This window comes from Paraburkholderia flagellata (genome assembly GCF_021390645.1).
In the GTDB taxonomy this organism is placed as follows: domain Bacteria; phylum Pseudomonadota; class Gammaproteobacteria; order Burkholderiales; family Burkholderiaceae; genus Paraburkholderia; species Paraburkholderia flagellata.
Window position 1 is genome coordinate 165,540 of sequence record NZ_JAJEJT010000001.1, and the last position, 23,933, is coordinate 189,472.

A 23,933-nucleotide genomic window follows, 5' to 3' on the forward strand; every position below is an offset into this window, starting at 1 on the left:
TGGGGAAGCGATGCGGGGATGATGCGCTAGCGCCTCACTCCCGCAGCGCAAGCGGGAGTGAGCGGCAGTAAAGCGCGGCAGCAAAGCGCAGCGGCGGCGAGCGTTTGGCTTACGGAAACCCGTGCGGCTTCGGAATGCCCGCGCCGTGTTCGATATCGGCGATGGCCTGGCGGCGTGCGGCGTCCACGGCTTGCGTGGGCGCGTCGAAGCCCGCGTTGCCGCCGACCGTGACCCAAGGCTGCACGGCCTTGTCGCGATGCGTGATCTGATACTCGGCGTCCCAGCGAGCGCCCTGCAGTTCGAGGGGATGCACGCGGATGGCGTAGACGCCGTAAAGAAAGAGCTGTTCGGACATGGCTAACCTCCTGTCGACCAGCGTTAGCGCATTAGCACTGACTCTGGTCCCATGCAGAGCACCCCCGTCGCATGAAGCGCTGCCAGCAGACCCTGAGCGGACGCTAGGTTCACACCGCGACTTACAGTTCGAGCTCGCCGAGAATGCGATGCGCGAGCGCCTTGGCTTCTTCGAGAGCTTCTTCCGGCGTGCCCGATGCGGCTTCCACTTCATACACCGCGTTTTCGAGTTCCTCGCCGTCGTCGCGCGCCAGGGAGACCAGGCCCTGGTACTGGCCGGCGTTCATGGGCCGCACAGAGGCGACAGCCGTGTAGATCCCCTTGGTGTAGCTGACGTCTTCCATAACGTGCTCCTCGCGGAAGGAAACCCCTCGACGGGCCGCGTGGATCGGGCCGCGCAAGGTGAAGCGCAAGCGTCGCGCTTCGCCCGCAGCAAGAGGGAAATTCCATGCTAGCACGTTGCCCGCGCGGCTGCGGGACACGCATATGACGGCGGCGCGGCGCTTTCGTGTCAGCGCCGCGCCGTGTCCTCGCAGTGCGCCTGGCGATGCGGATGGCGCATCGCCGCGCCAGCCACCTTCAGTCTGCGAGCAGCGCGACGACTTCGTCGAGCGTCGGCGAATGCGCGCCTGGACGGCGGCACGCGGCCGCGCCCGCGGCGAGCGCGAAGGCGAGATGCTGGCGCCAGTTGCGCTGCGGCGCGCTCATGAGGCTGAACAGCAGCCCGCCGATGGACGCATCGCCCGCACCCACCGTGTCGGCCACCTCGACGCGCGGCGGCGCCGCCTCGATCACCTCGTTGCCCACATAGAGCGTGGCCGCCTGCGCGCCGCGCGTGACGAGCAGCGTCGCGGCCGGATTGAGCGCACGCACGGCTTCGATGGCTTCGGCCTCGCTCTTGCCGGCGAACAGCATGCGCAGGTCTTCGTCGGAGACCTTGATGAGATCGGCGAGCGCCGCCATGCGGCGCAGGATCGGCTCGTAGCCGTGCGCCATGAGATTGCGGTAGTTCGGATCGAAGCTGATCTTCACGCCGGCCGCGCGCAGCTCGGCGGCGAGCGTGGCGAGCGTTTCGCCGAGCGGCTGGCGCACGAGGCTGATGCAGCCGAAGTGCGCCCACTTCGCATGCGCGCGCCAGCCTTCGGGCAGCTTCGCGGGATCGAAGGCGAGGTCGGCGCTGTTGTCGCCGATGAAGTAGTACGCGGGCGGATGCGTCTGGTGCACGATCGCGAGCAGCGGCGCGCGCTCCACGCGCTGCATGAAGCGCATGTCGAGCCCGGCGGCCACGCTCGCGTTCCATAGCTCGTCCGAGAAGTTGTCCACTCCGAGCGCTCCCACGCTCGCCGTAGGCAGTCCGAGGCGCGCGACCGCGCGCGCGACGTTCCAGCCCGCGCCGCCAGGATGTGCTCGCCAGTGCGAGTCCATGCCCGGTGCGCCAGGCGGCGAACTGTGCGGCGTGCCCTCGGGCGCGGGAGTGCGCACGAGATCGGTGAGGATGTCGCCGGCCGAGATGAAGGCCGGGAAGCCGGACGAGAAGTCCGGACCGGTGCTGCAGGTGCTCATCGTCGTGTTCCTCTGTTCAGTTCTGGCCGGTCGTGCCGGTCATGTCGCCAGCGGCGGCTTCCTCGCGGCCGACGACCGGCGCCATGCCGCGTCCGGGCAGCGCGTTCAGCGCTTCGTAGCACGCGCCCATGGTGTGATAGTCGGTCTTGCCGGCGGGGCTCTTCTCGTCACTGTACTTGCGGTTGTCGCAGGTGAGTATGCGATACCACGCGCCGTACCGATGATCGACGAAATTCGCCCAGCTGTAGCGCCAGATCTCGTCGTACCAGTCCCAGAAGCGCTCGTTGCCGGTTCGCTTGCCCAGCAGCGCCGCCGTGGCGAAGGTTTCCGCCTGCACCCAGAAGTATTTGTCGTGATCGCATACGGTGCCGTCCGGGCCGAAGCCGTAGTAGAGGCCGCCGTGATCGTTGTCCCACGCGTGCGCCATGGCGGCGTCGAAGAGTTCGATCGCGCGCGGCAGCAGCCAGGGCAGCGGCCGGTGACGCTCGAGCAGCAACAGCAGCTTCGCCCATTCCGTTTGATGCCCCGGCTGGAAGCCCCACGGGCGGAAGATATTCGAGCTGTCTTCCTCGTTGTAATGCCAGTCCACCGACCAGTCCGCGTGGAAGTGTTCCCACACGAGCCCTTGTGAGAGCTTCGCCTGACGCAGCGTGATGTTCGACGCGACGCGCTCGGCGCGGTCGAGATACACGAGGTGGCCCGTCGCCTCATAGGCCGCGAGCAGCGCCTCGGTCGTATGCATGTTGGCGTTCTGGCCGCGATAGCCCGAGACGATCCAGTCGGCGCTCGCCTCGTCGGCGTACAGGCCCGCCGCTCCGTCCCAGAAGCGGTGTTCCATTAGATCGAAGGTCGCGCCGATCATCGGCCGTGCTTCCTCGATGCCGGCCATCGCCGCATGCGAGTAAGCGAGCAGCACGAACGCGAGGCCATAGCAGTGGCGCGTGGCGTCGAGCACGCGCTTCTTGCCGTCGCGCCAGTCGATCTCCCAGTCGTAGCCTTGCAGTTGCGGGTCCCAGTGGCCTTCGCGCAGGAACTGCAGGCCGTGGCGCGCATATTCCAGGTGCTGCGGATCGCCGAACTCGCGATACGCCATCGCATAGTTGAAGACGTAACGGCAGCTGCTCACGAGGTGCCGCGAGTGCGCGTTGTAGATCGAGCCGTCGTCGCGGAAGTAGTGGAAAAAGCCGCCCGACGGATCGAGCACGTTCGGCGCGTAAAAGCGCAGCGTGTCCTGCACGTGGCCGAGCAGGAACCCGCGGTCGCGAAAGCTCGCGACGCCCGGTGCGGCGACGGGTTGTGCGGTGGCGGTGGAGGCGGTGTCGGCGGTCATCGTCATGGCTTTCTCTTCTGGCTTGGACGTGGCTTCAGCGTATGTTCAACGTGTTTTCAACGGAGCGCCTCAGGCGCTCTGCGGCGTGCTTGCAATGTGACGGACAGCGTGCGGGGCGACGAGATTCGATGACGCCGCACCCAGGGTGCTCGCGCGCGCGACGAGCTGCACCGGCAAGCGGATCTCGCTCGTGGCGGGCGTTTCTTCGAGCAGCAGTTCGACGCCGCGCCGCCCGAGTGCTTCCTTGTCGACGGCGATCGTCGAGAGCGGCGGCGTGGCGTGCGTGGCGCCCGCGATATCGTCGAAACCGATGATGGCGATGTCCTCGGGCACGCGCAGGCCGTTGGCGAGGCACACGCGCATGGCCGCGAGCGCGGCGGCGTCGTTGTAGGCGAACAGGGCGTCGGGCGGCGGCCGCGATGCGGCCCGCGCCGAATCGAGCAAACGCTGCATTGCGAGAGACGCGCCGGTGTCGGGATCGAGGCCGCCGTCTATCGTTGTTTCGAGCGATGGGTCGAACAGGAGGCCCGCCTCGAAGAACGCGCGCCGGTAGCCGAGCGCGCGCTGCGCGATGCTGTAGTGCGCGAGCGATCCGCCGATGAACGCAATGCGCCGCCGTCCGAGCTCGAACAAATGCTGCATGGCGAGCGCGGCGCCCGCCGCGTTGTCGATGTTCACCGAGCGCAGGTCCGGCGCCCACAGGTCGATCAGCACGAGCGGCCGTTGCAGCGCGACGAGCGCGGCGAGCATTTCCGGCTCGACGAAACCCGCCACGGCGATGGCGTCGGGCGCGTGCAGGCGCAACTGCTGGACGGTGTCGTCGGCGGGGCCGGCCGTGAGCAGCGCGGGCACGATGCCGTGTTCGCGGCAGGCGTCTTCCACGCCGTGCAGCACGTGCGAGAAGAACGGGCTCGCCGCGAAGTTGTTGTGCTGGCGGTGGAGCAGGAACGTGAGCCGGCGAATGCGCGGGCGCAGTTGCGCGCAGTCATAGCCGAGCACGCGCGCGACTTCGACGATGCGCTCGCGCGTGGCTTCGGAAAGGCCTGGCTGGTTTTTCAACGCGCGCGACACGGTGCCGATCGACACGTTGGCGGCCTGCGCGACGTCACGAATGGTTGTCCCCATGATTCCTGGCGTGCGGTAAACGCGGTGAGCGTTCCGGGAGTGGTCAGGTGTGCGGCGATTGTATAGTAAAAATCGAAAAGAAAAACCCGGATCTACGCCTCGAATTCCAGGTAAATACCAGTAAACAATGAAATAAACGCAAATCAGTATGTTTAGTAAAATTAACTAAACGAGCGCGGGCATGGCGGTTGCGGATAGCTGGGCACTCACATTCCACTTTCGGAGGCATCATGCTCGGCACCCTGCTTCTGGTCATTCTGATCCTGCTGCTCATTGGCGCGTTTCCAGCGTGGCCGCATAGCCGCTCGTGGGGCTACGCGCCTTCGGGCACGCTCGGCATCATCGTTGTTGTGGTGGTCGTGCTGGTGTTGATGGGAACGATCTAGCGACGGCGTAGCAGCGAGGAAACGAAACCAGAACGGGCCGGCGCGCGGCAAGAGCCGCGCGGCCGGCCCGCACTTTTTTTGGACTGCCGCTGGAGAACTTCAGGCCGTTATCACGCGCTGGCGGCTTCGCCTGAAGTCGAACCGAGCGTGGGAAGGAGGTCGGCGCTCGCGCTGCCGTCGATCACGACGAGTCCGGTGGCTTCCTGTTTCGCGCGGCGTTTGGCGAGCGCTGCGAGCGAGGCGATGGCGTCGCTGCTGTGCTGCGCGCCTTCGCCCGGCGCGACGTGCACGCAGCCGATCGCCATCGTCACGAAGGTGAAGAAGGTGGCGTTGCCGTGGCGATCCTCGCCGTGGATGCCGCCCGCGAGCCGGTCGGCCGGCGCGTAGAAGCGCTGTGCGCCTTCGTTGAACGTTTCGATGGCCTGGCGCGCGCGCTCGCGCCACGTCTCGCTCTGGAACAGGATCAGGAAGTCGTCGCCGCCCACGTGGCCGAGGAAGTCGCGCGTGGGGTCGCAGGCGTCGGCGAGCACCGTCGCCGCGAACTTGAGCACTTCGTCGCCCTGCCAGTAGCCGTACTGATCGTTGAAGGGCTTGAACTGGTTCAGGTCGACGTAGCACGCGTGAAAGCCCGCGTCGTGCGAGAGCAGACGCTCGATATGCGAGCTGATGGGAATGTTGCCCGGCAGGAAGGTCAGCGGATTCGCGTAGCGCGCAGCCTGGATGCGCACTTCCGTCACCGCGCGCACGAGGCTCTCGCCGGTGCCGAGTCCGGCATAGCGGCCGTTGTCGGTGATCACGAAGCCATCGGCGAGGTAGCGCTGGTCGTCGCTGGCGAGGAGCGTGGCCATCTGCTCGACCGTCATCGACTGCTCGATCAGCACCGGCTGCGCGTTGGCGAATTGCAGGCAAGCCTTCTTGCCGAACAGCTCGCGGTGGTAAGGCAGCGCATAGCGGTCCATGAACGCGCGCCGGTTGATGAGCGCGACGGGCGCTTCGTCTTCCACCACGGCCACCGCGTGCAGATCGGGTTGACCGTTGAACAGTTCGAGCACGTCGTTATTGGTTGCCTGGCGCGGCAGCGCGGGTGCGCGCACGAGCATCTTGCTGGCGGGCGCGCCGCCGCCCGCGGGCTGCGTGGCGGCGCTGCGCGTGGCCTCGGGGAACACGGCGATATGGTCCGCGCGAATCGCCTCGCGCGCTTCGCGTGCAAGCACGCGAAGCGGTTCCACGTTGGGGCGGCCAAAGAAAAAGCCCTGGCCGCAGTCGATGCCCATGTCGCGCAGCACGATCAGGTCGGCGGCGGTCTCGATGCCCTCCGCGACGAGGCGCGTGCCGCTCGCCTGCGCGAAATGCTGCATGGCGCGCACGGCTTCGAACTTGAGCGCGTCGTGAGCGATGTCATGGATGAAGAAGCGGTCGATCTTCACGACATCGGGCTGGAGTTGCACCCAGAGGTTGAGGCTGGCGTTGGCCGTGCCGTAGTCGTCCAGCGCGAACTGGGCGCCCGCCGCGCGCAGCGTCTGCACGACGGGTGAAAAGTTGCGCAGGTCGTGGATGGCGCTCTGCTCGGTGAGTTCGATCACGACGCGCGTCGGGTCGATCGGGCCGTCGAAGAGTGCGAGCGCGGCGTCGCCGGCAGCGGTGAGCTGGCGCAGCGCGTCGGCGCTGAAATTGAGGAACAGCTTGCCGGGGCAGTCGAGCCCGGCGAATGTTTCGATGCAGGTGCGGGCGGCCGCGCGCTCAAGCGCCGCGGTGCATTGTTCGTCGCCTGCGCGCGCGAAGAGGGCGGCGGGCGTTTCGAGCGACGAGCCGGCCGGTCCACGAATGAGCCCCTCGTAGCCGAGGATCGCGCCACACTCGAAGTCGACGATGGGCTGGAAGACGGCGCGCAGCTGGCGCTGGGCGATCAGTGCCCCAACGCCGGGCGTGGCGTGAAGGAATGGCGCGCGAGCAGACGCAGACATGGACAGGCCAGAACGGGCGAAGACGTTGAACTTAACGGCATATCATCCGATGAATTAAATGAAATTTTGGTGACAGTGCCGTGGAGCCCAGCCTTTGGGCGTGCGGCGGATGCGCGCGGAACGCGGGGAGGGCATTTGGGGAGAGACCGGGGCGCCGGGGCGAGGCCGCGGCGTTTGCTGCAGCAGGGCGACGAATTCTCGCCGCCCTGAACGGCGGACTGAACGGCACCCAGTGGTGCTTAGCGGCGCGCAGCCGCAGCAGTGCGCTCGCTCGTGCCGGCGCGCGATTCGTCGCCGGCGCTGGCGGCGCGCTCGGCGCTCATGTCGCGCGCGCCCCAGCGCTGGGCGAGTGCCGCGCACACCATGAGCTGGATCTGGTGGAACAGCATGAGCGGCAGCACGACCGCGCCCACGGCGTTCGAGGCGAAAATGACCTTTGCCATCGGCACGCCGGCCGCAAGGCTCTTTTTCGAGCCGCAGAAAATGATGGTGATCTGGTCGGCGCGCGAGAAGCCGAGCTTCTTGCTCGTGTACATCGTGATGCCGAGCGCGAGCGCGAGGAGCACCGCATTCACCACGAGCAGCCCGCCGAGCGCGGTGAGCGGAATGTGATGCCAGAGCCCTTCGTTGACGGCCTCGGAAAATGCGCCGAACACCACGAGCAGGATCGAGCCCTGATCGACGAACTTGAGCACACCCTTGTTGCGCTCGATCCAGTGGCCAATCACCGGGCGCAGCAACTGGCCCGCCACGAAAGGCACGAGCAGTTGCAGCACGATGTTCCACACGGTGTGCCAGGCCGAGCCGGCGCTCGCGCTCTGGTTCGTGACGATCAGGCTCACGAGCGCGGGCGTGACGAAGATGCCGATCAGGCTCGACGCCGAAGCGCTGCAAACGGCGGCGGGCACGTTGCCGCGCGCAATCGAGGTAAAGGCGATGGACGACTGCACCGTGGAGGGCAGTGTGCAGAGGAACAACACGCCCGCGTAGAGCGCCGGGGTGACGAGCGGCGAAAGCACGGGCTTGAGCGCGAGTCCCAGCACTGGAAAGAGTACGAAAGTGCTGAGCAGGACGACGATGTGCAGCCGCCAGTGCGTCGCGCCGGCGACGATCGCCTCGCGCGAAAGCTTGGCGCCGTGCAGGAAGAACAGCAGGCCGACGGCTACGTTGGTCAGCCAGTTGAAACCGGTGGCGGCCTGGCCGTGCACCGGGAACAGGCTCGCAAGAATCACCGTGCCGACAAGGCAAAGGGTGAAGTTATCGGGCAGGAATTTCGGACGTGCCATCGGACAATCTCTAGTGCGCGCCTGGGCGCTGGGTGCGCGCAATCGGTGTGCGTGCAACGGGTGAATCGGAACGCCTATTGTCGGCGCAAGCCGATTGAAAAAGCAAATTCATTTGAAGCATCGATTAATGATCGAGGCGCATGGATCGCCAACATCGATGACGCCTTTATGCGGGATTCCTCATCGACATGCGAGGGGCATTCCCGCGCCGCAAAAGTCGTCAGGAGTCCGCGCATTCTTCAGATGTTGAGGCCGTGCTCAAGCATCGAGCGGAGCGCTCCACACTTGAGCGCAGCGCCTTGCTGGACGGCCTTCCGGGACCGCGTCTGGAACCAGAAAACCCAGCAGTAACATGGTGTTACAACCCTTCGGGCGGCATAACATCTTTTGGCTCGACACCCATTCGGCACGCCCATAAATTACCGTCAAAGGGACGCCCGAATCGTTGTGGCGGCAATCGTTACGCGCTGCGCGGCTTGCGTCCCGGGACTGGCCCGCCATGGCCCGAATGGCGGGCTGCCAAGCGCAAACGTCGGGCAGGCGAAACGTCACAATGCACGCAGGGTTGTCAAAACTGGGACAGTGGATCTTGGGGGCCGGATTAGCGGCCTTCGTTGCGCTCGCCCATGCCCAGCCCGGTTTTCCGGGGCACGGCGGGGGCGGCGGCTTCGCGCGCGCGCCTTCCATGCCCGCCATGCACTCGATGCCCGCGCCGCGTGCCGGCATGTCGTGGGGCGGCGGCTACCGCGGCGCCCCTGAGCGCGCCCGCGGCCCCGCTGCGGCGCCCATGCACGTCGCCGATCAGGGCGGCCGCTATGAGCGCGGCGGCAACCGTGCGCCGAACCAGTGGCAAGGGCAGGTCCAGCAGCAGGCTCCTCGTCGCGACTACAGCTATGGCACGCCGTTCGGCGGCGGCTACGGCGGCTATCGCGGCGACTCCCGCGGCAATCCCATCACGCCCGTGAGCGCGGAATCGCGCCCGGTGCCACACCCGCCGGCCGACTCGCCAGTGCGCGCGGGCTCGATTCGCGAAGACGTCGCCCGGTACAACGAAGAACGCGGCGGTACCTACCGGCAATACCCGCGCAACGGCGGCGAGGTTCCGCGGCCGCCCATGCCCTCGCCTTATCGCAACTGAGCGCTGCCCTCGCGGCCGCTTTCGCTTTCTCCCGCCCCTCGCTTTCCCCGCTTTTTTCCCACTTTCTCCAGTTGATTCGCATCAGCATTCGGTTCAGGCGCTGACCTGCCAGCGTCGCCGAAGCACGTCCAAAACCAGCGCCGCTCGTCCACGCTGCGAAAAATGACGCGTGGATACCACACTTTTTTGGAAATCTCTCGTCATACAGAACCCTTTCGTCTCAAATCTCGCTTTCGCTTCGGCGGCGCGTCATCTGCAGCCCCGCGCGTGCGGGAGCGCCCCACTGGGCGCGGCCCGGCAGGCTTCGATCCGCAGTGACGCAGCGCAGCGGAAGGCGGCGTCGACCGCGGTCAAAAAGGTCTTACGGACGGCAAACTAATCCGCCCGATATACCGGCAATAACACCGTTTATTTTTGACCAGAAAAATGGTCCGCAAAGATGGATCCGCCCAGAACGGCCACGCCTGCGAACGACGAAAAAACAAAGCCTTGCGCGAGCGCCTCAGCCGCCCGACACCCTTTTTTGACAAAGACTGGAGAATCCATGAATACAACGGTCAGCCGCGCGCTGCGCACCACCCTTAAGGCGAGCGCGTTCGCCGCTGTTCTTGCCGCAGCATCGTCGTCGGCGTTTGCGCAGTCGAGCGTCCAACTCTACGGCCAGGTCGACGAATGGGTCGGGGCGACGAAATTTCCGGGCGGCCAGACCGCCTGGAACGTGGGCGGCGGGGGCATGTCCACGTCGTACTGGGGCATGAAGGGATCTGAAGATCTGGGCGGCGGCTACAAGGCGATCTTCACGCTGGAAAGCTTCTTCCGTGCGCAGAACGGCCAGTTCGGCCGCTTCGCGGGCGACACGTTCTTCGCGCGCAATGCGTACGTCGGCGTCGAGTCGCCGTACGGCACGGTCACGGCAGGGCGCCTGACGACGCAACTGTTCGTCTCGACGATTCTCTTCAACCCGTTCATCGATTCGTACACCTTCTCGCCGATGGTGTACCACGTGTACCTCGGCCTCTCGACGTTCCCGACCTACACGACCGACCAGGGCGTGGTGGGCGACTCGGGCTGGAACAACGCCGTGCAGTACTCGACGCCTAACTTCAACGGCCTCTCGGGTTCGGCGATGTATGCGTTCGGCAACCAGGCCGGCCAGAACGGCTCGAAGAAGTGGAGCGTGCAGGGCCTGTACTTCCACGGCCCGTTCGCGGCCACCGCTGTCTATCAGTACGTGAACTTCAACAACACGCCGGGCGACATCGGCAGCATCGTGAGCGGCGACACGACCATCATCGGCCTGAAGAGCCAGGGCGTGGGGCAAATCGGCCTGTCGTACGACCTCAAGTACGTGAAGTTCTTCGGTCAGTACATGTACACGGCGAACTGGCAGCAGGTGGGCAGCTGGCACGTGAACACCGCCCAGGGCGGCGTGACGGTCCCGGCTGGCCCGGGCACGGTCATGGCGTCGTACGCGTACTCGCGCGACGGTGGCGGCCTGAACCAGACGCGCCAGACGGCAGCCATCGGCTACGACTATCCGCTTTCCAAGCGCACCGACGTCTACGCGGCGTACATGTACGACCACTTCGACAACATGTCGAGCGGTCAAACCTACGGCGTGGGCATGCGCGCGAAGTTCTGACGGGCGCTGCCTTCCAAGCCGACGTTTGGCTCGAAAACCCCGCGCTGCGTGCAGCGCGGGGTTTTTACACGTGCGTCCGGCATAGGCGTGTCTGGGCGCTCAGGTTCGCTACAGCGATGGCGGGCGAAAAAGGCCAACTCATTGTTTGGCGTCGACACTTATTCCGCGGGCGGCTTCGTCGGCCTCCATTCCATCGGCACTTCGGTGGTGATCTGCAAGCGCGATTGCAGATCGGGGTTCGCGCCCGCGATGGCCAATATCGCCATACCCCCAAGTTTGCGCGCATCTTCATCCGTGAATGCCATATCAGAGTGCTCGGGCGCATCGGGCGGCACGCTGATTGTCATTACGCGGTCGATCGCAGATTGGACAAACTGGCGCGGGACGACGCAAAACTTCACTTGGCCGCTGTGTTCGTCATAGAAGCTGATGAAGGCAGTTTGTCGTTGGCTCATAGATAACCTCGGCAGGTTTGATAGTTCTGAAATGCTCGTTGCTTGCACAGCGCGTAAGTGCGCGCGTCGAGATACATCGCGCCGGCTGCGGAACAGGCCATCATCTCGGCGTCGTAAATGGCGTCGCATTCGGCCTCTTCGGCTTCCGTGAGGCCGCGCGCAGCGAGTTCCGTTACATCATTGCTCAACCTGGACGCGGTGTACTCGAATGGCTGCGCATCGCTGAGCGGCGTCGAGTCGCCGCCTGAATCCATGCTCAACAGGTCGTCGTTTTCGGTGTCGTCGTCCGAATCGTCGTCAACGCCATCGAACAAAGCGCCCGCCGCCGACTCAATGAAGCCGGGCAGGCCAAAACCATCATCAGCCCTGGCGGTTGCCCCAAGCTCAGACAATGGATCAAGCGTAGCGCCAACGCCTCCGGCGGGCGCGTCCAATGCGGGAAGTTCGCCGTTGGCTCGCTGGAGTGCCTGAAACTCGTCGTAACTGATGACTTTTGGCTGATAAGCGTAACCGCCGCCGCCCGTTGCGGGCCAGCGCTGCGGCGCGGGATCGGGCTTTGCCACGCACGGCAGGCCCCGATATTCGCGGTTGATTACCGGCACAAGATGACCGGATGCCACTGCATCACACAGCAACTTGCGCACGCCCGCGTTATCGATCGGCAGGTTCCAGTGCGCCACGTTCAACTGGTCGCGGACAAACGTCTGAACCTCTTGTAGCGCCCGTTTGCCGGTAATCGTCCGCAAGTCCCAGTCCGGACGGAAATGACGCGCAAAGGCCGCCCGGTCTTCCGTAAGCTGCCTGAGCCGGTCCTTTTCCCACCGTTCGCTTTTGACTACCTCGCTCAGCAGCGGCTCACTCCACATCGAAGCGTCGCGATCCCGGCCCGCGTTCGGGTAAAGCCAGCGGGCCGATAGATCCCGGTAGCCGCGCCCAAAACAGGTCAGGTCGAAATACGGCGGCCCCGGAATCAGCGTGCATTGCCAGCCGGTTTCGAGCGGTACGTATAGCGTGTTCCACATCACGGGCTACCTGTCCTCTTTTCGGGCTTTCAGCCTACGTTGCATCCAGAGGCAAAATCCTCAAAGAAGGCCAAGCCTTGCTCCCCGCCAATACCTCGTCAATGAGATACGCGGGACGCATGGCGAGTAGCGCATTCGACTTTGGTTTCAATTCAAGCGCCAGCTTCTTGGGTCATTCCTCGTCCTTTGCCTGGCTGGCCATTCGGCGCTGCAGGCGCACCTGCGCGTTTCAACACCCGCATTTGATAAAACGAGGAAAATATCGCCGATTGATTCCCGTTTATTTATGTTCGTGTCGAAGGCCGCACAATGGATACCCTCGTCAGCATGAAAGTGTTCCGCCAGGTGGTGGAGGCGGGCAGCTTCGTCGCGGCGGCCGAGCGCATGGACATGTCCGCCGCGATGGCGAGCAAGCATGTGATGCATCTGGAGCAGCAGCTTGGCGCGCGCTTGTTGAACCGCACCACGCGCCGCGTCGCGCCCACGGAGGCCGGGCGCGAGTATTACGAGCGCGTGGCCCAGGCGCTCACCGAACTCGACGAAGCCGGCCAGGCGGTGGGCGCGGCGAGCGTCGTGCCGCAGGGGCGGCTGCGCGTGTCGTCGCTCACGGCGTTCGGGCTGCGTCATGTGATGGGCGCGGTCGCCGACTATGCCGCCGCGTTTGCGCAGGTGACCGTCGACATCACGCTCTCCGACCGCGTGGTCGAGCTGATCGACGAGGGCTTCGACGTCGCGATCCGCGCCGCGCCTTCGGGGCTCAAGTCTTCGTCCCTGATCGCGCGGCCGCTCGCCACCGCGCACATCGTGCTGTGCGCGTCACCGGAGTACTTGCGCCGCCACGGCGTGCCGAAGACCGTGGCCGATCTCGCCCGGCACAACTTCGTTCAATACGCGGGGGCTTCGGCCCAGGAACTCGCGCCGTTCGCCGAGGGCGCGGGCGGCGTGAAGCCGAAGCCCGGCGGCAACCTCATCGTCAATCACCTGGAGGCGCTGCGTGTGGTCGTGCTGCAGGGCGGCGGGCTCTCGATGCTCGGCACCGAGGTGGTGGGCGACGATATCGCCGAAGGACGCCTCGTTCCGCTGCTCGTCGACGCGCTGCCGCCGCGCGAACTGCCGATCTACGCCGTGTATGCGAGCCGCCGCCATCTCTCGGCGAAGGTGCGCTCGTTCGTCGATTTCCTCGCCGCGCGCTTTTCGGAGCGCGAACTCTGGCCGGGCGTGGAGGCGATCCGCGCGGCGGCGGTCAATGCCGACGCCGCACGCATCGCCACCAGTCCGCGCTGAAGGCAGTCGTTTCTACGTTCAGCGGCTCACGCCGAGCCGCGCCTTCGTCTCCTCGTACTCGCGCTTCAGGCGCCCGACGAGATCGGCCACGGAGGGCACGTCGTCCATCAGGCCCACGGCCTGGCCTGCGCCCCACACGTCTTTCCAGGCCTTCGCCTTCGAGGTGCCCGCGCCGAAGTCCATCTTCGACTTGTCCGAATCGGGCAGCGCATCCGGATCGAGTCCGGCGCTCACGATGCTCTCGCGGATGTAGTTGCCGTGCACGCCCGTGAAGAGGTTCGTGTAGACGATGTCGGCGGCTTTCGCTTCGAGAATGGCGTGCTTGTAGTCGTCCACCGCATGCGCCTCTTTCGTCGCGATGAAGCGCGTGCCCATGTAGGCGAGATCCGCGCCCATGGCCTGCGCGGCGAGGATCGAGCCGCCGTTGGCGATCGCGCCCGACAGCACGATCGGGCCGTCGAAGATGCGTCGCACTTCGCCCACCAGCGCGAACGGCGAGGTCGTGCCCGCATGGCCGCCTGCGCCCGCGGCCACGAGGATCAGGCCGTCCACGCCCGCTTCGAGCGCCTTTGCGGCGTGGCGCAGGTTGATGACGTCGTGCAGCACGATGCCGCCGTAGCTGTGCACGGCGTCGAGCAGTTCTCGCGGCGGCGCGCGCAGGCTCGTGATGAAGATCGGCACGTGGTGCTCGACGCACACGCGCACGTCGTGCTCGAGCCGCGCATTCGACTGATGAACGATCTGGTTGACGGCGACCGGCCCGATGACGGCTTCGGGGTTCGCGGCCTTGTGCGCGGTGAGTTCCTCCCGGATCTGCGTGAGCCAGACACCCAGTTCCTCGGCGGGGCGCGCGTTCAGCGCCGGAAACGACCCGACGATGCCCGCCTTGCACTGCGCGAGCACCAGCTCCGGGTAGCTGACGATGAACATCGGCGAGCCCACGACGGGCAGCGAGAGGTTTTGCAGGACGGCGGGCAGTGCCATGGGGGAGGTCTCCTTGCGGCGCTTCGATAGATGGCGGGACGCTCGCACTCGAATGCGGTGCCGATGTCGACTGAGTTCGTTTTAGCTTGATCAGGCGCATTCGCACACGAAATCGCGACGTGATCCGATCGCGCAAACGGCCGTCCGATTATAGGCTTGGGGTCGTTCGGGCATCCCTCGCGCGCCATTCGAGGGAGTGCTCGGTTTCTACCGTTGTGGGACCAAAAGCACGTTTTGGAGTCGCGCTCGCCTCATACAATGACCGCAGACCAACAAACACAAGAGACTAGCCCCATGCCCTTCGACGGATTTCAGCCTTTCACCGTTCGCACTGCGGGCGGCGTAGACATCTGCGGCGTGAAGGGCGGCGACGGACCGCCGCTATTGTTGCTCCACGGCCATCCGCAGACTCACATGATCTGGCATCGGTGCGCCACCGCGCTCGCACAGCATTTCACCGTCATCGCGACGGATCTGCGCGGCTACGGCGCCTCCTCGAAGCCGGCCAGCGACGACACCCACGCCGCCTATTCGAAACGCGCGATGGCGGCCGACCAGGTCGAGGTCATGCGCCATTTCGGCCACGAGCGCTTTCTCGTCTGCGCGCACGACCGCGGCGCGCGCGTCGCGCACCGCATGGCGCTCGACCACCCGGACGCCGTCGAGCGGCTCATGCTGCTCGACATCGCGCCGACGCTCGCTATGTACGAGCAAACCGACCGCGAATTCGCCACGCTCTATTTCCACTGGTTCTTCCTGATCCAGCCCGAGCCGTTGCCGGAAACGCTGATCGAAGCGAACCCCGACGTCTATATCGAGCGCGTCATGGGCAGCCGCCACGCGGGTCTCGCACCCTTCGCGCCGAAGGCGCTCGACGCCTACCGCGCGGCGCTGCGCCAGCCGGGCGCGGTGCACGCGATGTGCGAGGACTACCGCGCCTCCGCGACCATCGACCTGGAGCACGACCGCGCCGATCTCGAGCGCGGCAACAAGGTGGCGTGTCCGCTGCGGGTGCTGTGGGGCGCGGAAGGCGTGATCGAGCGCTGCTTCGATCCGCTCGCCGAATGGCGCAAAGTGGCGCGCGACGTGAGCGGGCGCGCGCTGCCGTGCGGCCATTACATTCCCGAGGAGGCGAGCGAGGCGCTGGTCGAGGAAATGCTGGCGTTCTTCGAGACCACGGAGCAATGAGTGGCGGCGGCGCCTGGCCGCCGCGCCTGAGCGTCAGCGCAGCGGCGGCAGGCGGCGCGGCACCGGTGTGGACTTGACGATGGCCGTGCTGGTTTCGGCGCGCTCGGTGACTTTCGCGAGAATTTCGTCGAGTTGTTCGATCGAATGCAGATAAAGCCGGGCGATGAAGCAGTCATCGCCCGTGACCTTGTCGCACTCCACGAATTCGGGAATGCGCCGCAGCACCTCTTCCACCAGATGCAATTGCCCGGGAAGCGGCTTCACGCGCACGATGGCCTGCAGCGTGTAGCCGAGCGCGCGCGGATCGATCTGCACCGTATAGCCGCCGATCACGCCTTGCGCTTCGAGCCGGCGCAGCCGCTCGGACGTGCTCGGCGCCGAAAGCCCCACATGTTTGGCCAGTTCGGCGACGCTCGCCCGGGCGTCCTCGGCGAGCGCCGCGAGCAGCATGCGGTCGATGTCGTCGAGCGGGGCGGCAGCGGGCATTGGATTGGGACGTCGGTTCATGATCGCGTGGGTACTCCGCCAGATTGGCCTTTCAATCGAAGGCAAGTGTTGCCTCTCGCCTAAGTTTAGCCATGTATTCCCCGCCTTGCAGCCGATAAACTGGCGTGCAGATGCGAAGGGCTACGCGCCCTTCGTCCGCCATACAGAGGATGCAAGCCCATGTCTTCCACCACTCCTGAAATTCGCCGCGGCGCGGCCGAGATGATCGTCGCGATGCTGATGTCCGGCACGATCGGCTGGCTCGTGGTCGCCTCGCGGCAGGCGCCGATCAATATCGCCTTTTTGCGCTGTGTGCTCGGCGGCGCGACGCTCACGCTCGTGTGCGCCGCGCTTGGCCTCCTGCGCCGCAAGCACCTGCCGCCGCGCACGCTTGCGCTCGCCGTGCTGGGGGGCGCGGCCATTGTCGCGAACTGGGTGCTGCTGTTCGCCGCGTATTCGCGCGCTTCGATCTCCATGGCCACGGCCGTCTACAACACGCAGCCCTTCATGCTGGTCGGCCTCGGCGTGGTCATTCTGCGCGAGCGCGTGAGCGCCTCGACGCTCGCGTGGCTCGCAGTGGCCTTCCTCGGGCTCGTGTGCGTGGTCGAGGTGCAGCCCGCCGTGCTCGCAGTGCCCGGCCAATATCTGCAAGGCGTGGCCTACGCGGCGGGCGCGGCCTTTCTCTACGCGATCTCGTCGATCATCACGCGGCACCTGAAGGGCACGCCGCCCCACCTCATCGCGCTCGTGCAGCTCGCCTTCGGCGCGCTCGCGCTCGCGCCGTTCATCCACTACGGCACGCTGCCGGCCACCCCGCTGCACTGGGCGCAGCTCGTCACGCTCGGCATCGTGCACACGGGCATCATGTACGTGCTGCTCTACGGCGCGATCCAGAAGCTGCCCACGGCGATGACGGGCGCGCTCTCGTTCATCTACCCCGTGGTCGCGATCCTCGTGGACTGGTTCGCGTTCGGCCAGCGCCTCGCCTGGATCCAGGTGGTGGGCGCCGCGCTCATCCTGGTCGCGGCGGCGGGCGTGAACCTCGGCTGGCGGATCGTGCCGCAGCGGCGCGGCACGCGTTCGGCGTGACCGGCGCCTGAGGGGCGATTCGCGCCACTGGGCGCCCCTGCGCTTCGTCATGCGGGGTGGCCGCATAATGTCGCGGTTCGAACCCGCGACCTTTTCCCCGCATGACGCAACCTCACGCCAGCCAGGACGAAGCCGAACTCGCGCGCGCCAAACGCCGCGCGCTGCGGTTGCTGCTGGGTGCGGCGGCCGTGTTCGTCGGCACGGCGCTGTCGCCGCCCGGCATCGTGATCGATGGCGTGAAGGCCGTGAGCGAAGCCGCCATGGTCGGCGCGCTGGCCGACTGGTTCGCCGTAGTCGCGCTGTTTCGCCGCGTGCCGATTCCGTTCGTTTCGGCGCGCACGGGCGTGATTCCGCGCAACAAGGACCGCATTGCCGACGAACTCGCCAACTTCGTGCGCGACAAATTTCTCGACGTGGGCTCGCTCGTCGGTCTGATCCGCCGCCACGATCCGGTCGAGCGGCTTGCCACGTGGCTGAGCGCGCCGCACAACGCGCAGCGCCTGGGCGATTACGCGGTGCGCATGATGTCGGGCGTGCTCGGCCTCACCGACGACGCGCGCATCCAGAACTTCATCCGCGAGGGTCTGCATGCGGCGCTCGAGCGCGTCGATCTCTCGAAGTCGGCGGGCGCCATTCTCGACACGCTCACCAAAGACGGCCGCCATCAGGAACTGCTCGACCAGATGCTCGATCAGCTCAGCGCGCTGCTGCGCGTCGAGGGCACGCGCGCATTCGTGGCGGGGCGCATCGTCGACGGCCTCAAGGGCGAGTTTCCGATGACCGAGAAGTTTCTGCCTTCGGAATGGATTGGCGAGAGCGGCGCGCGGGTGCTTGAGAGCGCGGTGAACCGGCTGCTGCTGCAGGTGAGCGAGGATCGCGAGCATCATCTGCGTCGGAAGTTCGACGAAGTGGTGGAAAAGCTGATCGTGCAGCTAAAGAGCGATCCGGTCTTCCTGCGCAAAGGTGAGGAATTGAAGGCGAGCCTGCGCGAGGGCAGCGCGCTCAACGAGTACACGCGCGCACTGTGGGACAGCCTGCGCGCGTGGCTGCGCGACGATCTCGCGCGGGAGGACTCCGAACTGCACGCGAAGGTGGCCGCAACGGGCCGGTGGCTGGGCGAGACGCTCGCCGCGGACGCCGAGCTGCGCGCCTCGCTCAACGGTCACCTCGAAGACGCCGCGCGCGCCATGGCGCCGGACTTCGCGCGCTACCTCACGCATCACATTCGCGACACCGTGCAGAACTGGGACACGCGCGAGACGGCACGGCTCATCGAGCTAAAAATAGGCAAGGATTTGCAGGAAATTCGCGTGAACGGCACGGTGATTGGCGGCGCGATTGGCTTGGGGCTCTATCTGTGCTCGCATCTGTTCGAGCTCGTGCGGCTGAAGATGGGCTACTGATTCGATTTGATTCGCATTCCAGATCAATAGTCGATGCAGCGGTACGCAGGGCCACGCACGTAGGTCATCTGTAGGGAAATCACCGATGCTTCGGGAATCCTGGCGCGAGTAATATGCCCTTGACAGTTTGATCACGTCAGAGCTAATTCCAACGCTCGTCCGGAAACGGACGAGCGTTTTTTTTTCGCGCTTCTTTTATGCAGCCCGGCTAGAGCGCAGCCGCCGGGGCTTCAAGGCGTTCGCCGTTCACGACCAGCGCGCCGCTCTTCGCCAAGTCCCCAGCCAGTTCGCGCAGCAGCGCCGGCCACGCGCTACGCGGGGCGAGCTGCTGCGCAGCGGCGCGCAGTGATGCGGCGCTGTCGAGCATCGCCACGAGCGAGCCGAAAGTCATCGCGCGCAATTCCAGCAGCTTGAACACGATGAGCACCTTGAGCGCGTTCTTCGCGTTGCGCGCGGGGTCGGCGCGCAGCCACGCGAGGCGCGAAAACGCCCGCTCCAGCGCTGCCTCGACGTTAGCGAACGGCTTGCCGTGGCCGGGAATGACCGTGCGCACGTCGAGCTTCGCAATGGCTTCCAGCACCGCTTGCTGCTCGGCGAAGCCGCTTTCGCCGTCGAGCTCGGGAAAAATCACGCCGAAGCCGTGCTCCCAAAGCGCATCAGCGCTGATGAGCAGGCGCGGCTCGGCAGCATAGAGCATCACCGAGTCAGGGTCGTGCCCCGGCGCCCCGATCACCTCCCATTCGAAGCCGCCTAGCGTGAGCCGTTCGCCCGCCGCGAGCGTGCCTGTGAACGCGAATCGCTCGCAGGTCTGCCCGGTGGCGAGAAAGCTCAAACGCGCCTCGTCCCAGTCGCGCACGATCGCCGCGCTCGCGTCAGGGATCAGCGTCGCGCAGGGCCAGTGCGCCTGCAGCCGCGCGTTGCCGCCGCAATGGTCCGAATGCAGGTGCGTGTTGACGATCAGGTCGAGCACTCGCGGGCCCAGCGCGTTGCGCACGAGCGCCAGGGTTTGCTCGGCGTGCGTGGCGTAGCCGGTATCGACGAGTGCGGCGCGCGCCTCGTCGACGAGCAGCACGTTGTTCGACGAGAGCCAGCCGCGCTCGAATACGCGGATCGATTCAGGGAGTGCGCTCGCTGCACTCATGCCTGTGCGTGCTCGGGTTTCGGCATGACGAGGATCGTCGCACGGCCCACGACGAGCAGTTCACCTTTCTGGTTCACGGCCTCGCCCGCGAGCTTCACGAGATCGCCATTCAGGCTCGGTTTCCACCACGCTTGCTCGACGCGCCATTCGAACGTGATCGTGTCGTGCGCGTGGGCGGCGCGCTTGAGCTTCATGTCGAATTCGAGCCCGAGCGGCTGCGCGTACTGCGAGTAGTGCGTGGCGAGCAGCGCCATGAAATGCGCGGTGGGTTGCGTGCCCGAAGCGATCAGGCCGCCAAAGCGGCTTTGCGCGGCATAGGCTTCGTCATGGTGCAACGGGTTCAGGTCATTCACGAGCAGTCCGAATGATTTCACCGACTCGGGCGTGAGCTGAAGCGTCGAGCGGAACGTCTCGCCGGGCGTGACGACGCGAGCGGGCGCGTTCATTGTTTTTCTCCTTGCGTTCGCTCCTGTGATGCGAAGCGCTTCGCGATCCATTCGGCGTGCCGCGTGTCGATCGAGTCCCAGACGGCGCGCTTTTCTGCGTCGTCGAGCGTGGACCAACTGGCAATTTCGTCGATGGTGCGCAGGCACCCTTCGCACAAGCCGCTGCGCTTATCCATGCGGCAGATGTTGATGCAAGGCGAGGGCGGCGGCGTGACGCTGTCGTGAATCGCGGTCATGCTCAGGCGTCGCGCAGCGCGACGTCCACCACGGGCGCGCCGGTCAGCGCTTCCAGTTCCTGAGGCGAGAGGTTGAACACCGCATGCGGGTGGCCTGCGGCAGCCCACAGGCTTTCGAGTTCGAACAGATCGGCGTCGATCAGCGTGACGGGCGTCGTGGCGTGGCCGATCGGGCACACGCCGCCAATGGCGTAGCCGGTTTTCTCGCGCACGAACTTCGCGTCGGCGCGGCCGATGTCGCCCACGTGTGCAGCCACTTTCTTTTCGTCCACGCGATTAGCGCCGCTCGCGATCACGAGCACGGGCGCATCGTCTTCGCGGCGGCGGAACAGGATCGACTTGGCGATCTGCGCGACTTCGCAGCCAAGGCCCGCGGCGGCTTCGGCGGAAGTCTTGCCGGTTTCCGGCAGCATCACGACCGGCTTGGCGTGGCCGCGCTCGCGCAGCATCAGGGCGACACGGCGCGCGGAGTCGGGCAGGGCGTCGAGGTTGTCGAGAGTTTGCGTCATGGGTGAATTTCCTTCGTACTGCGATGCGATGGTTTGCGGTTCATGCGCAAGCGGCTTCGCTGCGCGCTTTCGCGAGCAACGCCTTGCCCGCGCGTGAAACGTTCGCCCGGCCGATGGCGTTCGAGATGAAGTCGCCCGCCGCCACAACCTGGTTCAGGTCGACGCCGGTGTGAATGCCAAGGCCGTTCATGAGGTACAGCACGTCTTCGGTCGCGACGTTGCCCGTGGCGCCCTTCGCATACGGGCAGCCGCCAAGACCCGCCACCGAGGCATGGAAAATGGCGATGCCTTCCTCGAGCGCCGCGTAGATGTTGGCGAGCGCCTGGCCGTAGGTGTCATGGAAGTGGCCCGAGAGCCGCTCGCGCGCAAACACCTTCGTCACCGCTTCGAACACTTCATGCACGCGCCTGGCCGTGCCCACGCCGATGGTGTCGGCGATGTCGATCTCGTCGCAGCCGAGCGCGGCGAAGCGCTCCACCACATCGACGACCGAAGCGACCGGCACTTCGCCCTGATACGGACAAGCGAGCGCGCACGACACACTGCCGCGAATCCGCACGCCGTGCTCCTTCGCGGCTTGTGCCACGGGCGCGAAGCGCTCGATGCTTTCCGCGATCGAGCAGTTGATGTTCTTCTGCGAGAACGCCTCGCTCGCGGCGCCGAAGATCACGATTTCGTCCGCACGCGCGGCGAGCGCGCCTTCGAAGCCGCGCAAATTAGGCGTGAGGACCGAGTAGATCGCGCCCGCGCGGCGCTCGATGCCCGCCATGACGTCGGCGCCGTCGGCCATCTGCGGGACCCACTTGGGCGAGACGAACGAAGCGGCTTCGATGTTCGGAAAGCCTGCTGCCGATAGCCGGTTGATGAGCTCGATCTTCGTTGCGGTGGCAACGAATTCTTTCTCGTTTTGCAGGCCGTCGCGCGGCCCAACTTCGACGATCTTCACTGCGGCGGGTAGTGCCATTGATGCCATTGCCTGTCTCCAACGAATATTTGAAATGCTTCGCGATGTTCCGATGCGATGTTCCGAGGTTCAGTAACCGCGTCCGACATGCACCACGCCGCTCACGGTTTCACCGCGAGCGAGCGCTCCGATCTTGTCGGCGACCTGCGAAATCGCTTCCTCGCGCAATGTGAGCGCCGAACTGTGCGGCGTGATCGTGATGCGCGGCTCGCGCCAGAAGAGGTGATCGGGCGGCAGCGGCTCTTCGCGGAACACGTCGAGCGTGGCCGCCGCGAGCGCGCCGTTGGCGAGCGCGTCGAGCAGGTCCTGTTCGTCCAGATGCGTGCCGCGCGCCACGTTCACGAGATACGCGCCGCGCGAGAGCTTGCCGAAGGTGCGCGCGTTGAGCACGCTTTCGGTGTCGGGCGTGGCGGGCAGCAGGTTCACGAGCACCTTGACGCCGTCGAGGAAGGCGTCGAACTGCTCGCCATGCAGCTCGCCCGAAAACGTTTCGATACCCTCGATCGTCTTCATGCTGCGCGAAAAGCCGCGCACCGGCACGCCGAGCGAGGCGACTGCGTGTGCGACCTGAGCGCCGAGCACGCCAAGGCCGAGCACGCCCACCGTGAAGGTCTCGTGCGGATGCGGCGCCAGCACGTGCCATTCACGGCGCGCTTGCGCGAGCGCGTATTCGTCGAAGCGGCGCAGGTAGCGCAGCACGGTGTGCTGCACGTACTCGCTCATTTGCCGGCCCATGCCCGAGTCTTCGAGCCGCACGAGCATGGCGGTGCCGGGCAGCGTGCCCGGCCTCTCGCGTTCGTGGGCGAGGATCGCGTCGACGCCCGCGCCCAGATTGAAGATGGCGCGAAGGCCCGGCACGCCGAAAAGCTCGCGTGGCGGATGCCAGACGACGGCGTAATCGGCGGGGGCGGTGTCGCCGGGCTGCCACTCGCGCAGCTCGGCGTCGGGCAGGGCGCGCGCGAGGCCGTGCAGCCACGTGGAGGCGTCGGTCTGCGGGAACCAGAAAATGATCTTCATGATGGGTGAACCTGTCCCTGGTATGCGGGTGTGGCTGGCGGCGGCTGGATCGCGCCACGTGCACCGGCACCATTCTACTTTTTCAGGCCCGCGGCCGCCGGGCAAATCGCGGCGCGCAGGCCACTGGCGCGTCTCGCGCCGGGCCGCACCGGGGGCGCCGAAAAGCTAAGCAAAAAAAATTGGTTCGGCGCGCGCGGCTTGCAAGCCACAATCGATTCACGCCGTGATCCAGCGAGGAAAAAATCATGCTTTCATGCGCGCAAATGCGTTGGCCGCCGCGCCTCGTCACCGTGCCGGGCCTGCACGGCAGCGACGGCGCTCACTGGCAGAGCTGGCTCGAACGCCAGTTCGCGCGCTCGCTGCGCGCGGAGCAGGACGACTGGGATGCGCCCGACCTCGCGGTCTGGGGCGCGGCGCTCGCGCGGCGGCTGAAGGGCGAGCGTGGGCCGTTCCTGCTGGCCGCGCACAGCTTCGGCTGCCTCGTGGCGGCGCATGCGCTGCATACGGGCGTGCTGGGTGAAAACGGAACCGACATTGCGGGCGTGTTGTTCGTCGCGCCCGCGAGTCCCGAGAAGTTCCGTTTTGCCGGCGCGTTCGAGGCGCGGCAGCTTCCCGTGCCGTCGATCCTCATCGGCAGCGAAACCGATCCGTGGATGCCGCTCGAAGGCGCCCGCACGCTCGCGCAGCAGTTGGGCAGCACGTTCGTGAATCTCGGCGATGCAGGACACATCAACACGGCGGCAGGCTTCGGTCCGTGGCCGCGCGCCAAGTATTTCGTCGATACGCTGGTGCATGGCGCAGCACCGGGGCGGCTGCGCGACGAGGCGTTCGACCAGAGCGGCCCGGCGTACGCCTGAGGAGAACGTCTGCGCCGCGCGGCTCAGCGTTCCTTGCGCCCGTGCGTGGAACGACTGAAGCCCG

Annotated in this window: 25 protein-coding genes; 8 read left to right on the forward strand and 17 right to left on the reverse strand. The window is 66.0% G+C overall.

Features of this window, described 5'->3' with window-relative positions; translation table 11 throughout:
* Positions 1-109: 109 nt before the first annotated feature.
* The 5 genes from L0U83_RS00755 to L0U83_RS00775 form a co-directional block, all read right to left on the reverse strand.
* Positions 110-355: a hypothetical protein gene (locus L0U83_RS00755; RefSeq protein ID WP_233879027.1), complete on the reverse strand. Its 246-nt coding sequence runs from the start codon at positions 353-355 to the stop codon at positions 110-112.
* Between the two features lie 121 nt (positions 356-476).
* A complete protein-coding gene (locus L0U83_RS00760) occupies positions 477-698 on the reverse strand; it encodes a hypothetical protein (protein WP_028201740.1) in 222 nt (73 codons plus the stop codon).
* Positions 699-933: 235 nt separating this feature from the next.
* Entirely contained in the window at positions 934-1,917 is a 984-nt protein-coding gene (locus L0U83_RS00765; RefSeq protein WP_233879028.1) for a carbohydrate kinase family protein, read from the reverse strand.
* 16 nt (positions 1,918-1,933) lie between these two features.
* Complete coding sequence (locus L0U83_RS00770; protein WP_373320940.1) at positions 1,934-3,253, reverse strand: AGE family epimerase/isomerase; 1,320 nt, start codon at positions 3,251-3,253, stop codon at positions 1,934-1,936.
* Positions 3,254-3,316: 63 nt separating this feature from the next.
* Positions 3,317-4,372, reverse strand: coding sequence for a LacI family DNA-binding transcriptional regulator (locus L0U83_RS00775; protein WP_233879029.1), 1,056 nt, complete (start codon positions 4,370-4,372; stop codon positions 3,317-3,319).
* A gap of 230 nt (positions 4,373-4,602) precedes the next feature.
* On the opposite strand from L0U83_RS00775, the gene L0U83_RS00780 reads away from it, so the two are divergent.
* A complete protein-coding gene (locus tag L0U83_RS00780; RefSeq protein WP_035512102.1) occupies positions 4,603-4,758 on the forward strand; it encodes a DUF3309 family protein in 156 nt (51 codons plus the stop codon).
* Positions 4,759-4,868: 110 nt separating this feature from the next.
* Here the strand turns inward: L0U83_RS00780 and L0U83_RS00785 are convergent, their stop codons facing one another.
* Together L0U83_RS00785 and L0U83_RS00790 are read right to left on the reverse strand one after the other, a co-directional pair.
* Positions 4,869-6,722, reverse strand: a complete 1,854-nt coding sequence (locus L0U83_RS00785; protein ID WP_233879030.1) for an EAL domain-containing protein — start codon at positions 6,720-6,722, stop codon at positions 4,869-4,871.
* A gap of 239 nt (positions 6,723-6,961) precedes the next feature.
* A complete protein-coding gene (locus tag L0U83_RS00790) occupies positions 6,962-8,008 on the reverse strand; it encodes a bile acid:sodium symporter family protein (RefSeq protein ID WP_233879031.1) in 1,047 nt (348 codons plus the stop codon).
* A 589-nt stretch (positions 8,009-8,597) separates the two neighbouring features.
* Between L0U83_RS00790 and L0U83_RS00795 the strand changes: the two genes are divergently transcribed.
* Both L0U83_RS00795 and L0U83_RS00800 read left to right on the forward strand, forming a co-directional pair.
* Positions 8,598-9,146, forward strand: coding sequence for a hypothetical protein (locus L0U83_RS00795; RefSeq protein ID WP_233879032.1), 549 nt, complete (start codon positions 8,598-8,600; stop codon positions 9,144-9,146).
* A gap of 544 nt (positions 9,147-9,690) precedes the next feature.
* The gene (locus L0U83_RS00800) at positions 9,691-10,788 is read left to right on the forward strand and encodes a porin (RefSeq protein ID WP_233879033.1); all 1,098 of its coding nucleotides are present in this window, start codon (positions 9,691-9,693) and stop codon (positions 10,786-10,788) included.
* Between the two features lie 158 nt (positions 10,789-10,946).
* On the opposite strand, the gene L0U83_RS00805 is transcribed toward L0U83_RS00800, so the two are convergent.
* Positions 10,947-11,243 carry a hypothetical protein gene (locus L0U83_RS00805; RefSeq protein WP_233879034.1) on the reverse strand — a complete coding sequence of 99 codons (297 nt, stop codon included), beginning with the start codon at positions 11,241-11,243 and terminating at the stop codon, positions 10,947-10,949.
* Positions 11,240-12,268, reverse strand: a complete 1,029-nt coding sequence (locus L0U83_RS00810) for a hypothetical protein (RefSeq protein ID WP_233879035.1) — start codon at positions 12,266-12,268, stop codon at positions 11,240-11,242. The genes L0U83_RS00805 and L0U83_RS00810 overlap by 4 nt, the downstream gene beginning before the upstream one ends.
* Positions 12,269-12,574: 306 nt before the next feature.
* Between L0U83_RS00810 and L0U83_RS00815 the strand changes: the two genes are divergently transcribed.
* Positions 12,575-13,549 carry a LysR family transcriptional regulator gene (locus tag L0U83_RS00815; RefSeq protein WP_233879036.1) on the forward strand — a complete coding sequence of 325 codons (975 nt, stop codon included), beginning with the start codon at positions 12,575-12,577 and terminating at the stop codon, positions 13,547-13,549.
* Between the two features lie 18 nt (positions 13,550-13,567).
* Here L0U83_RS00815 and L0U83_RS00820 read toward each other — a convergent pair whose 3' ends face one another.
* Positions 13,568-14,533: an NAD(P)H-dependent flavin oxidoreductase gene (locus L0U83_RS00820; RefSeq protein ID WP_233879037.1), complete on the reverse strand. Its 966-nt coding sequence runs from the start codon at positions 14,531-14,533 to the stop codon at positions 13,568-13,570.
* Between the two features lie 294 nt (positions 14,534-14,827).
* Between L0U83_RS00820 and L0U83_RS00825 the strand changes: the two genes are divergently transcribed.
* On the forward strand, positions 14,828-15,721 hold the full coding sequence (locus L0U83_RS00825; protein WP_233879038.1) for an alpha/beta fold hydrolase: 894 nt from the start codon (positions 14,828-14,830) through the stop codon (positions 15,719-15,721).
* Positions 15,722-15,754: 33 nt separating this feature from the next.
* Here the strand turns inward: L0U83_RS00825 and L0U83_RS00830 are convergent, their stop codons facing one another.
* Entirely contained in the window at positions 15,755-16,228 is a 474-nt protein-coding gene (locus L0U83_RS00830) for an Lrp/AsnC family transcriptional regulator (RefSeq protein ID WP_233879039.1), read from the reverse strand.
* Positions 16,229-16,387: 159 nt separating this feature from the next.
* On the opposite strand from L0U83_RS00830, the gene L0U83_RS00835 reads away from it, so the two are divergent.
* Positions 16,388-17,296: a DMT family transporter gene (locus L0U83_RS00835; protein WP_233879040.1), complete on the forward strand. Its 909-nt coding sequence runs from the start codon at positions 16,388-16,390 to the stop codon at positions 17,294-17,296.
* A gap of 101 nt (positions 17,297-17,397) precedes the next feature.
* A complete protein-coding gene (locus L0U83_RS00840) occupies positions 17,398-18,699 on the forward strand; it encodes a DUF445 domain-containing protein (RefSeq protein ID WP_233879041.1) in 1,302 nt (433 codons plus the stop codon).
* Positions 18,700-18,907: 208 nt separating this feature from the next.
* On the opposite strand, the gene L0U83_RS00845 is transcribed toward L0U83_RS00840, so the two are convergent.
* The 6 genes from L0U83_RS00845 to L0U83_RS00870 all read right to left on the reverse strand — a co-directional run bounded on the left by L0U83_RS00845 (position 18,908) and on the right by L0U83_RS00870 (position 23,012).
* Complete coding sequence (locus L0U83_RS00845) at positions 18,908-19,840, reverse strand: MBL fold metallo-hydrolase (protein ID WP_233879042.1); 933 nt, start codon at positions 19,838-19,840, stop codon at positions 18,908-18,910.
* A complete protein-coding gene (locus tag L0U83_RS00850) occupies positions 19,837-20,286 on the reverse strand; it encodes a MaoC family dehydratase (RefSeq protein WP_201694526.1) in 450 nt (149 codons plus the stop codon). Before L0U83_RS00850 ends, L0U83_RS00845 begins: the two co-directional genes overlap by 4 nt.
* Positions 20,283-20,522: a DUF1289 domain-containing protein gene (locus L0U83_RS00855; RefSeq protein ID WP_233879043.1), complete on the reverse strand. Its 240-nt coding sequence runs from the start codon at positions 20,520-20,522 to the stop codon at positions 20,283-20,285. The genes L0U83_RS00850 and L0U83_RS00855 overlap by 4 nt, the downstream gene beginning before the upstream one ends.
* 2 nt (positions 20,523-20,524) lie before the next feature.
* Positions 20,525-21,031, reverse strand: coding sequence for a YbaK/EbsC family protein (locus L0U83_RS00860; protein ID WP_233879044.1), 507 nt, complete (start codon positions 21,029-21,031; stop codon positions 20,525-20,527).
* A gap of 40 nt (positions 21,032-21,071) precedes the next feature.
* Positions 21,072-21,995: a hydroxymethylglutaryl-CoA lyase gene (locus tag L0U83_RS00865; RefSeq protein ID WP_233883600.1), complete on the reverse strand. Its 924-nt coding sequence runs from the start codon at positions 21,993-21,995 to the stop codon at positions 21,072-21,074.
* Positions 21,996-22,064: 69 nt separating this feature from the next.
* Positions 22,065-23,012 carry an NAD(P)-dependent oxidoreductase gene (locus L0U83_RS00870; RefSeq protein WP_233879045.1) on the reverse strand — a complete coding sequence of 316 codons (948 nt, stop codon included), beginning with the start codon at positions 23,010-23,012 and terminating at the stop codon, positions 22,065-22,067.
* A gap of 245 nt (positions 23,013-23,257) precedes the next feature.
* Here L0U83_RS00870 and L0U83_RS00875 point away from each other — a divergent pair, with 245 nt between their 5' ends.
* On the forward strand, positions 23,258-23,869 hold the full coding sequence (locus L0U83_RS00875; RefSeq protein WP_233879046.1) for an RBBP9/YdeN family alpha/beta hydrolase: 612 nt from the start codon (positions 23,258-23,260) through the stop codon (positions 23,867-23,869).
* The last annotated feature ends 64 nt before the right edge of the window (positions 23,870-23,933 follow it).

Bases quoted from the DNA above. Each gene is read 5' to 3' on its own strand.
- L0U83_RS00755 (WP_233879027.1), bottom strand. From the start codon at position 355: ATGTCCGAACAGCTCTTTCTTTACGGCGTCTACGCCATCCGCGTGCAT.
- L0U83_RS00760 (WP_028201740.1), bottom strand. From the start codon at position 698: ATGGAAGACGTCAGCTACACCAAGGGGATCTACACGGCTGTCGCCTCT.
- L0U83_RS00765 (WP_233879028.1), bottom strand. From the start codon at position 1,917: ATGAGCACCTGCAGCACCGGTCCGGACTTCTCGTCCGGCTTCCCGGCC.
- L0U83_RS00770 (WP_373320940.1), bottom strand. From the start codon at position 3,253: ATGACGATGACCGCCGACACCGCCTCCACCGCCACCGCACAACCCGTC.
- L0U83_RS00775 (WP_233879029.1), bottom strand. From the start codon at position 4,372: ATGGGGACAACCATTCGTGACGTCGCGCAGGCCGCCAACGTGTCGATC.
- L0U83_RS00780 (WP_035512102.1), top strand. From the start codon at position 4,603: ATGCTCGGCACCCTGCTTCTGGTCATTCTGATCCTGCTGCTCATTGGC.
- L0U83_RS00785 (WP_233879030.1), bottom strand. From the start codon at position 6,722: ATGTCTGCGTCTGCTCGCGCGCCATTCCTTCACGCCACGCCCGGCGTT.
- L0U83_RS00790 (WP_233879031.1), bottom strand. From the start codon at position 8,008: ATGGCACGTCCGAAATTCCTGCCCGATAACTTCACCCTTTGCCTTGTC.
- L0U83_RS00800 (WP_233879033.1), top strand. From the start codon at position 9,691: ATGAATACAACGGTCAGCCGCGCGCTGCGCACCACCCTTAAGGCGAGC.
- L0U83_RS00805 (WP_233879034.1), bottom strand. From the start codon at position 11,243: ATGAGCCAACGACAAACTGCCTTCATCAGCTTCTATGACGAACACAGC.
- L0U83_RS00815 (WP_233879036.1), top strand. From the start codon at position 12,575: ATGGATACCCTCGTCAGCATGAAAGTGTTCCGCCAGGTGGTGGAGGCG.
- L0U83_RS00820 (WP_233879037.1), bottom strand. From the start codon at position 14,533: ATGGCACTGCCCGCCGTCCTGCAAAACCTCTCGCTGCCCGTCGTGGGC.
- L0U83_RS00825 (WP_233879038.1), top strand. From the start codon at position 14,828: ATGCCCTTCGACGGATTTCAGCCTTTCACCGTTCGCACTGCGGGCGGC.
- L0U83_RS00830 (WP_233879039.1), bottom strand. From the start codon at position 16,228: ATGAACCGACGTCCCAATCCAATGCCCGCTGCCGCCCCGCTCGACGAC.
- L0U83_RS00835 (WP_233879040.1), top strand. From the start codon at position 16,388: ATGTCTTCCACCACTCCTGAAATTCGCCGCGGCGCGGCCGAGATGATC.
- L0U83_RS00840 (WP_233879041.1), top strand. From the start codon at position 17,398: ATGACGCAACCTCACGCCAGCCAGGACGAAGCCGAACTCGCGCGCGCC.
- L0U83_RS00845 (WP_233879042.1), bottom strand. From the start codon at position 19,840: ATGAGTGCAGCGAGCGCACTCCCTGAATCGATCCGCGTATTCGAGCGC.
- L0U83_RS00850 (WP_201694526.1), bottom strand. From the start codon at position 20,286: ATGAACGCGCCCGCTCGCGTCGTCACGCCCGGCGAGACGTTCCGCTCG.
- L0U83_RS00855 (WP_233879043.1), bottom strand. From the start codon at position 20,522: ATGACCGCGATTCACGACAGCGTCACGCCGCCGCCCTCGCCTTGCATC.
- L0U83_RS00860 (WP_233879044.1), bottom strand. From the start codon at position 21,031: ATGACGCAAACTCTCGACAACCTCGACGCCCTGCCCGACTCCGCGCGC.
- L0U83_RS00865 (WP_233883600.1), bottom strand. From the start codon at position 21,995: ATGGCACTACCCGCCGCAGTGAAGATCGTCGAAGTTGGGCCGCGCGAC.
- L0U83_RS00870 (WP_233879045.1), bottom strand. From the start codon at position 23,012: ATGAAGATCATTTTCTGGTTCCCGCAGACCGACGCCTCCACGTGGCTG.
- L0U83_RS00875 (WP_233879046.1), top strand. From the start codon at position 23,258: ATGCTTTCATGCGCGCAAATGCGTTGGCCGCCGCGCCTCGTCACCGTG.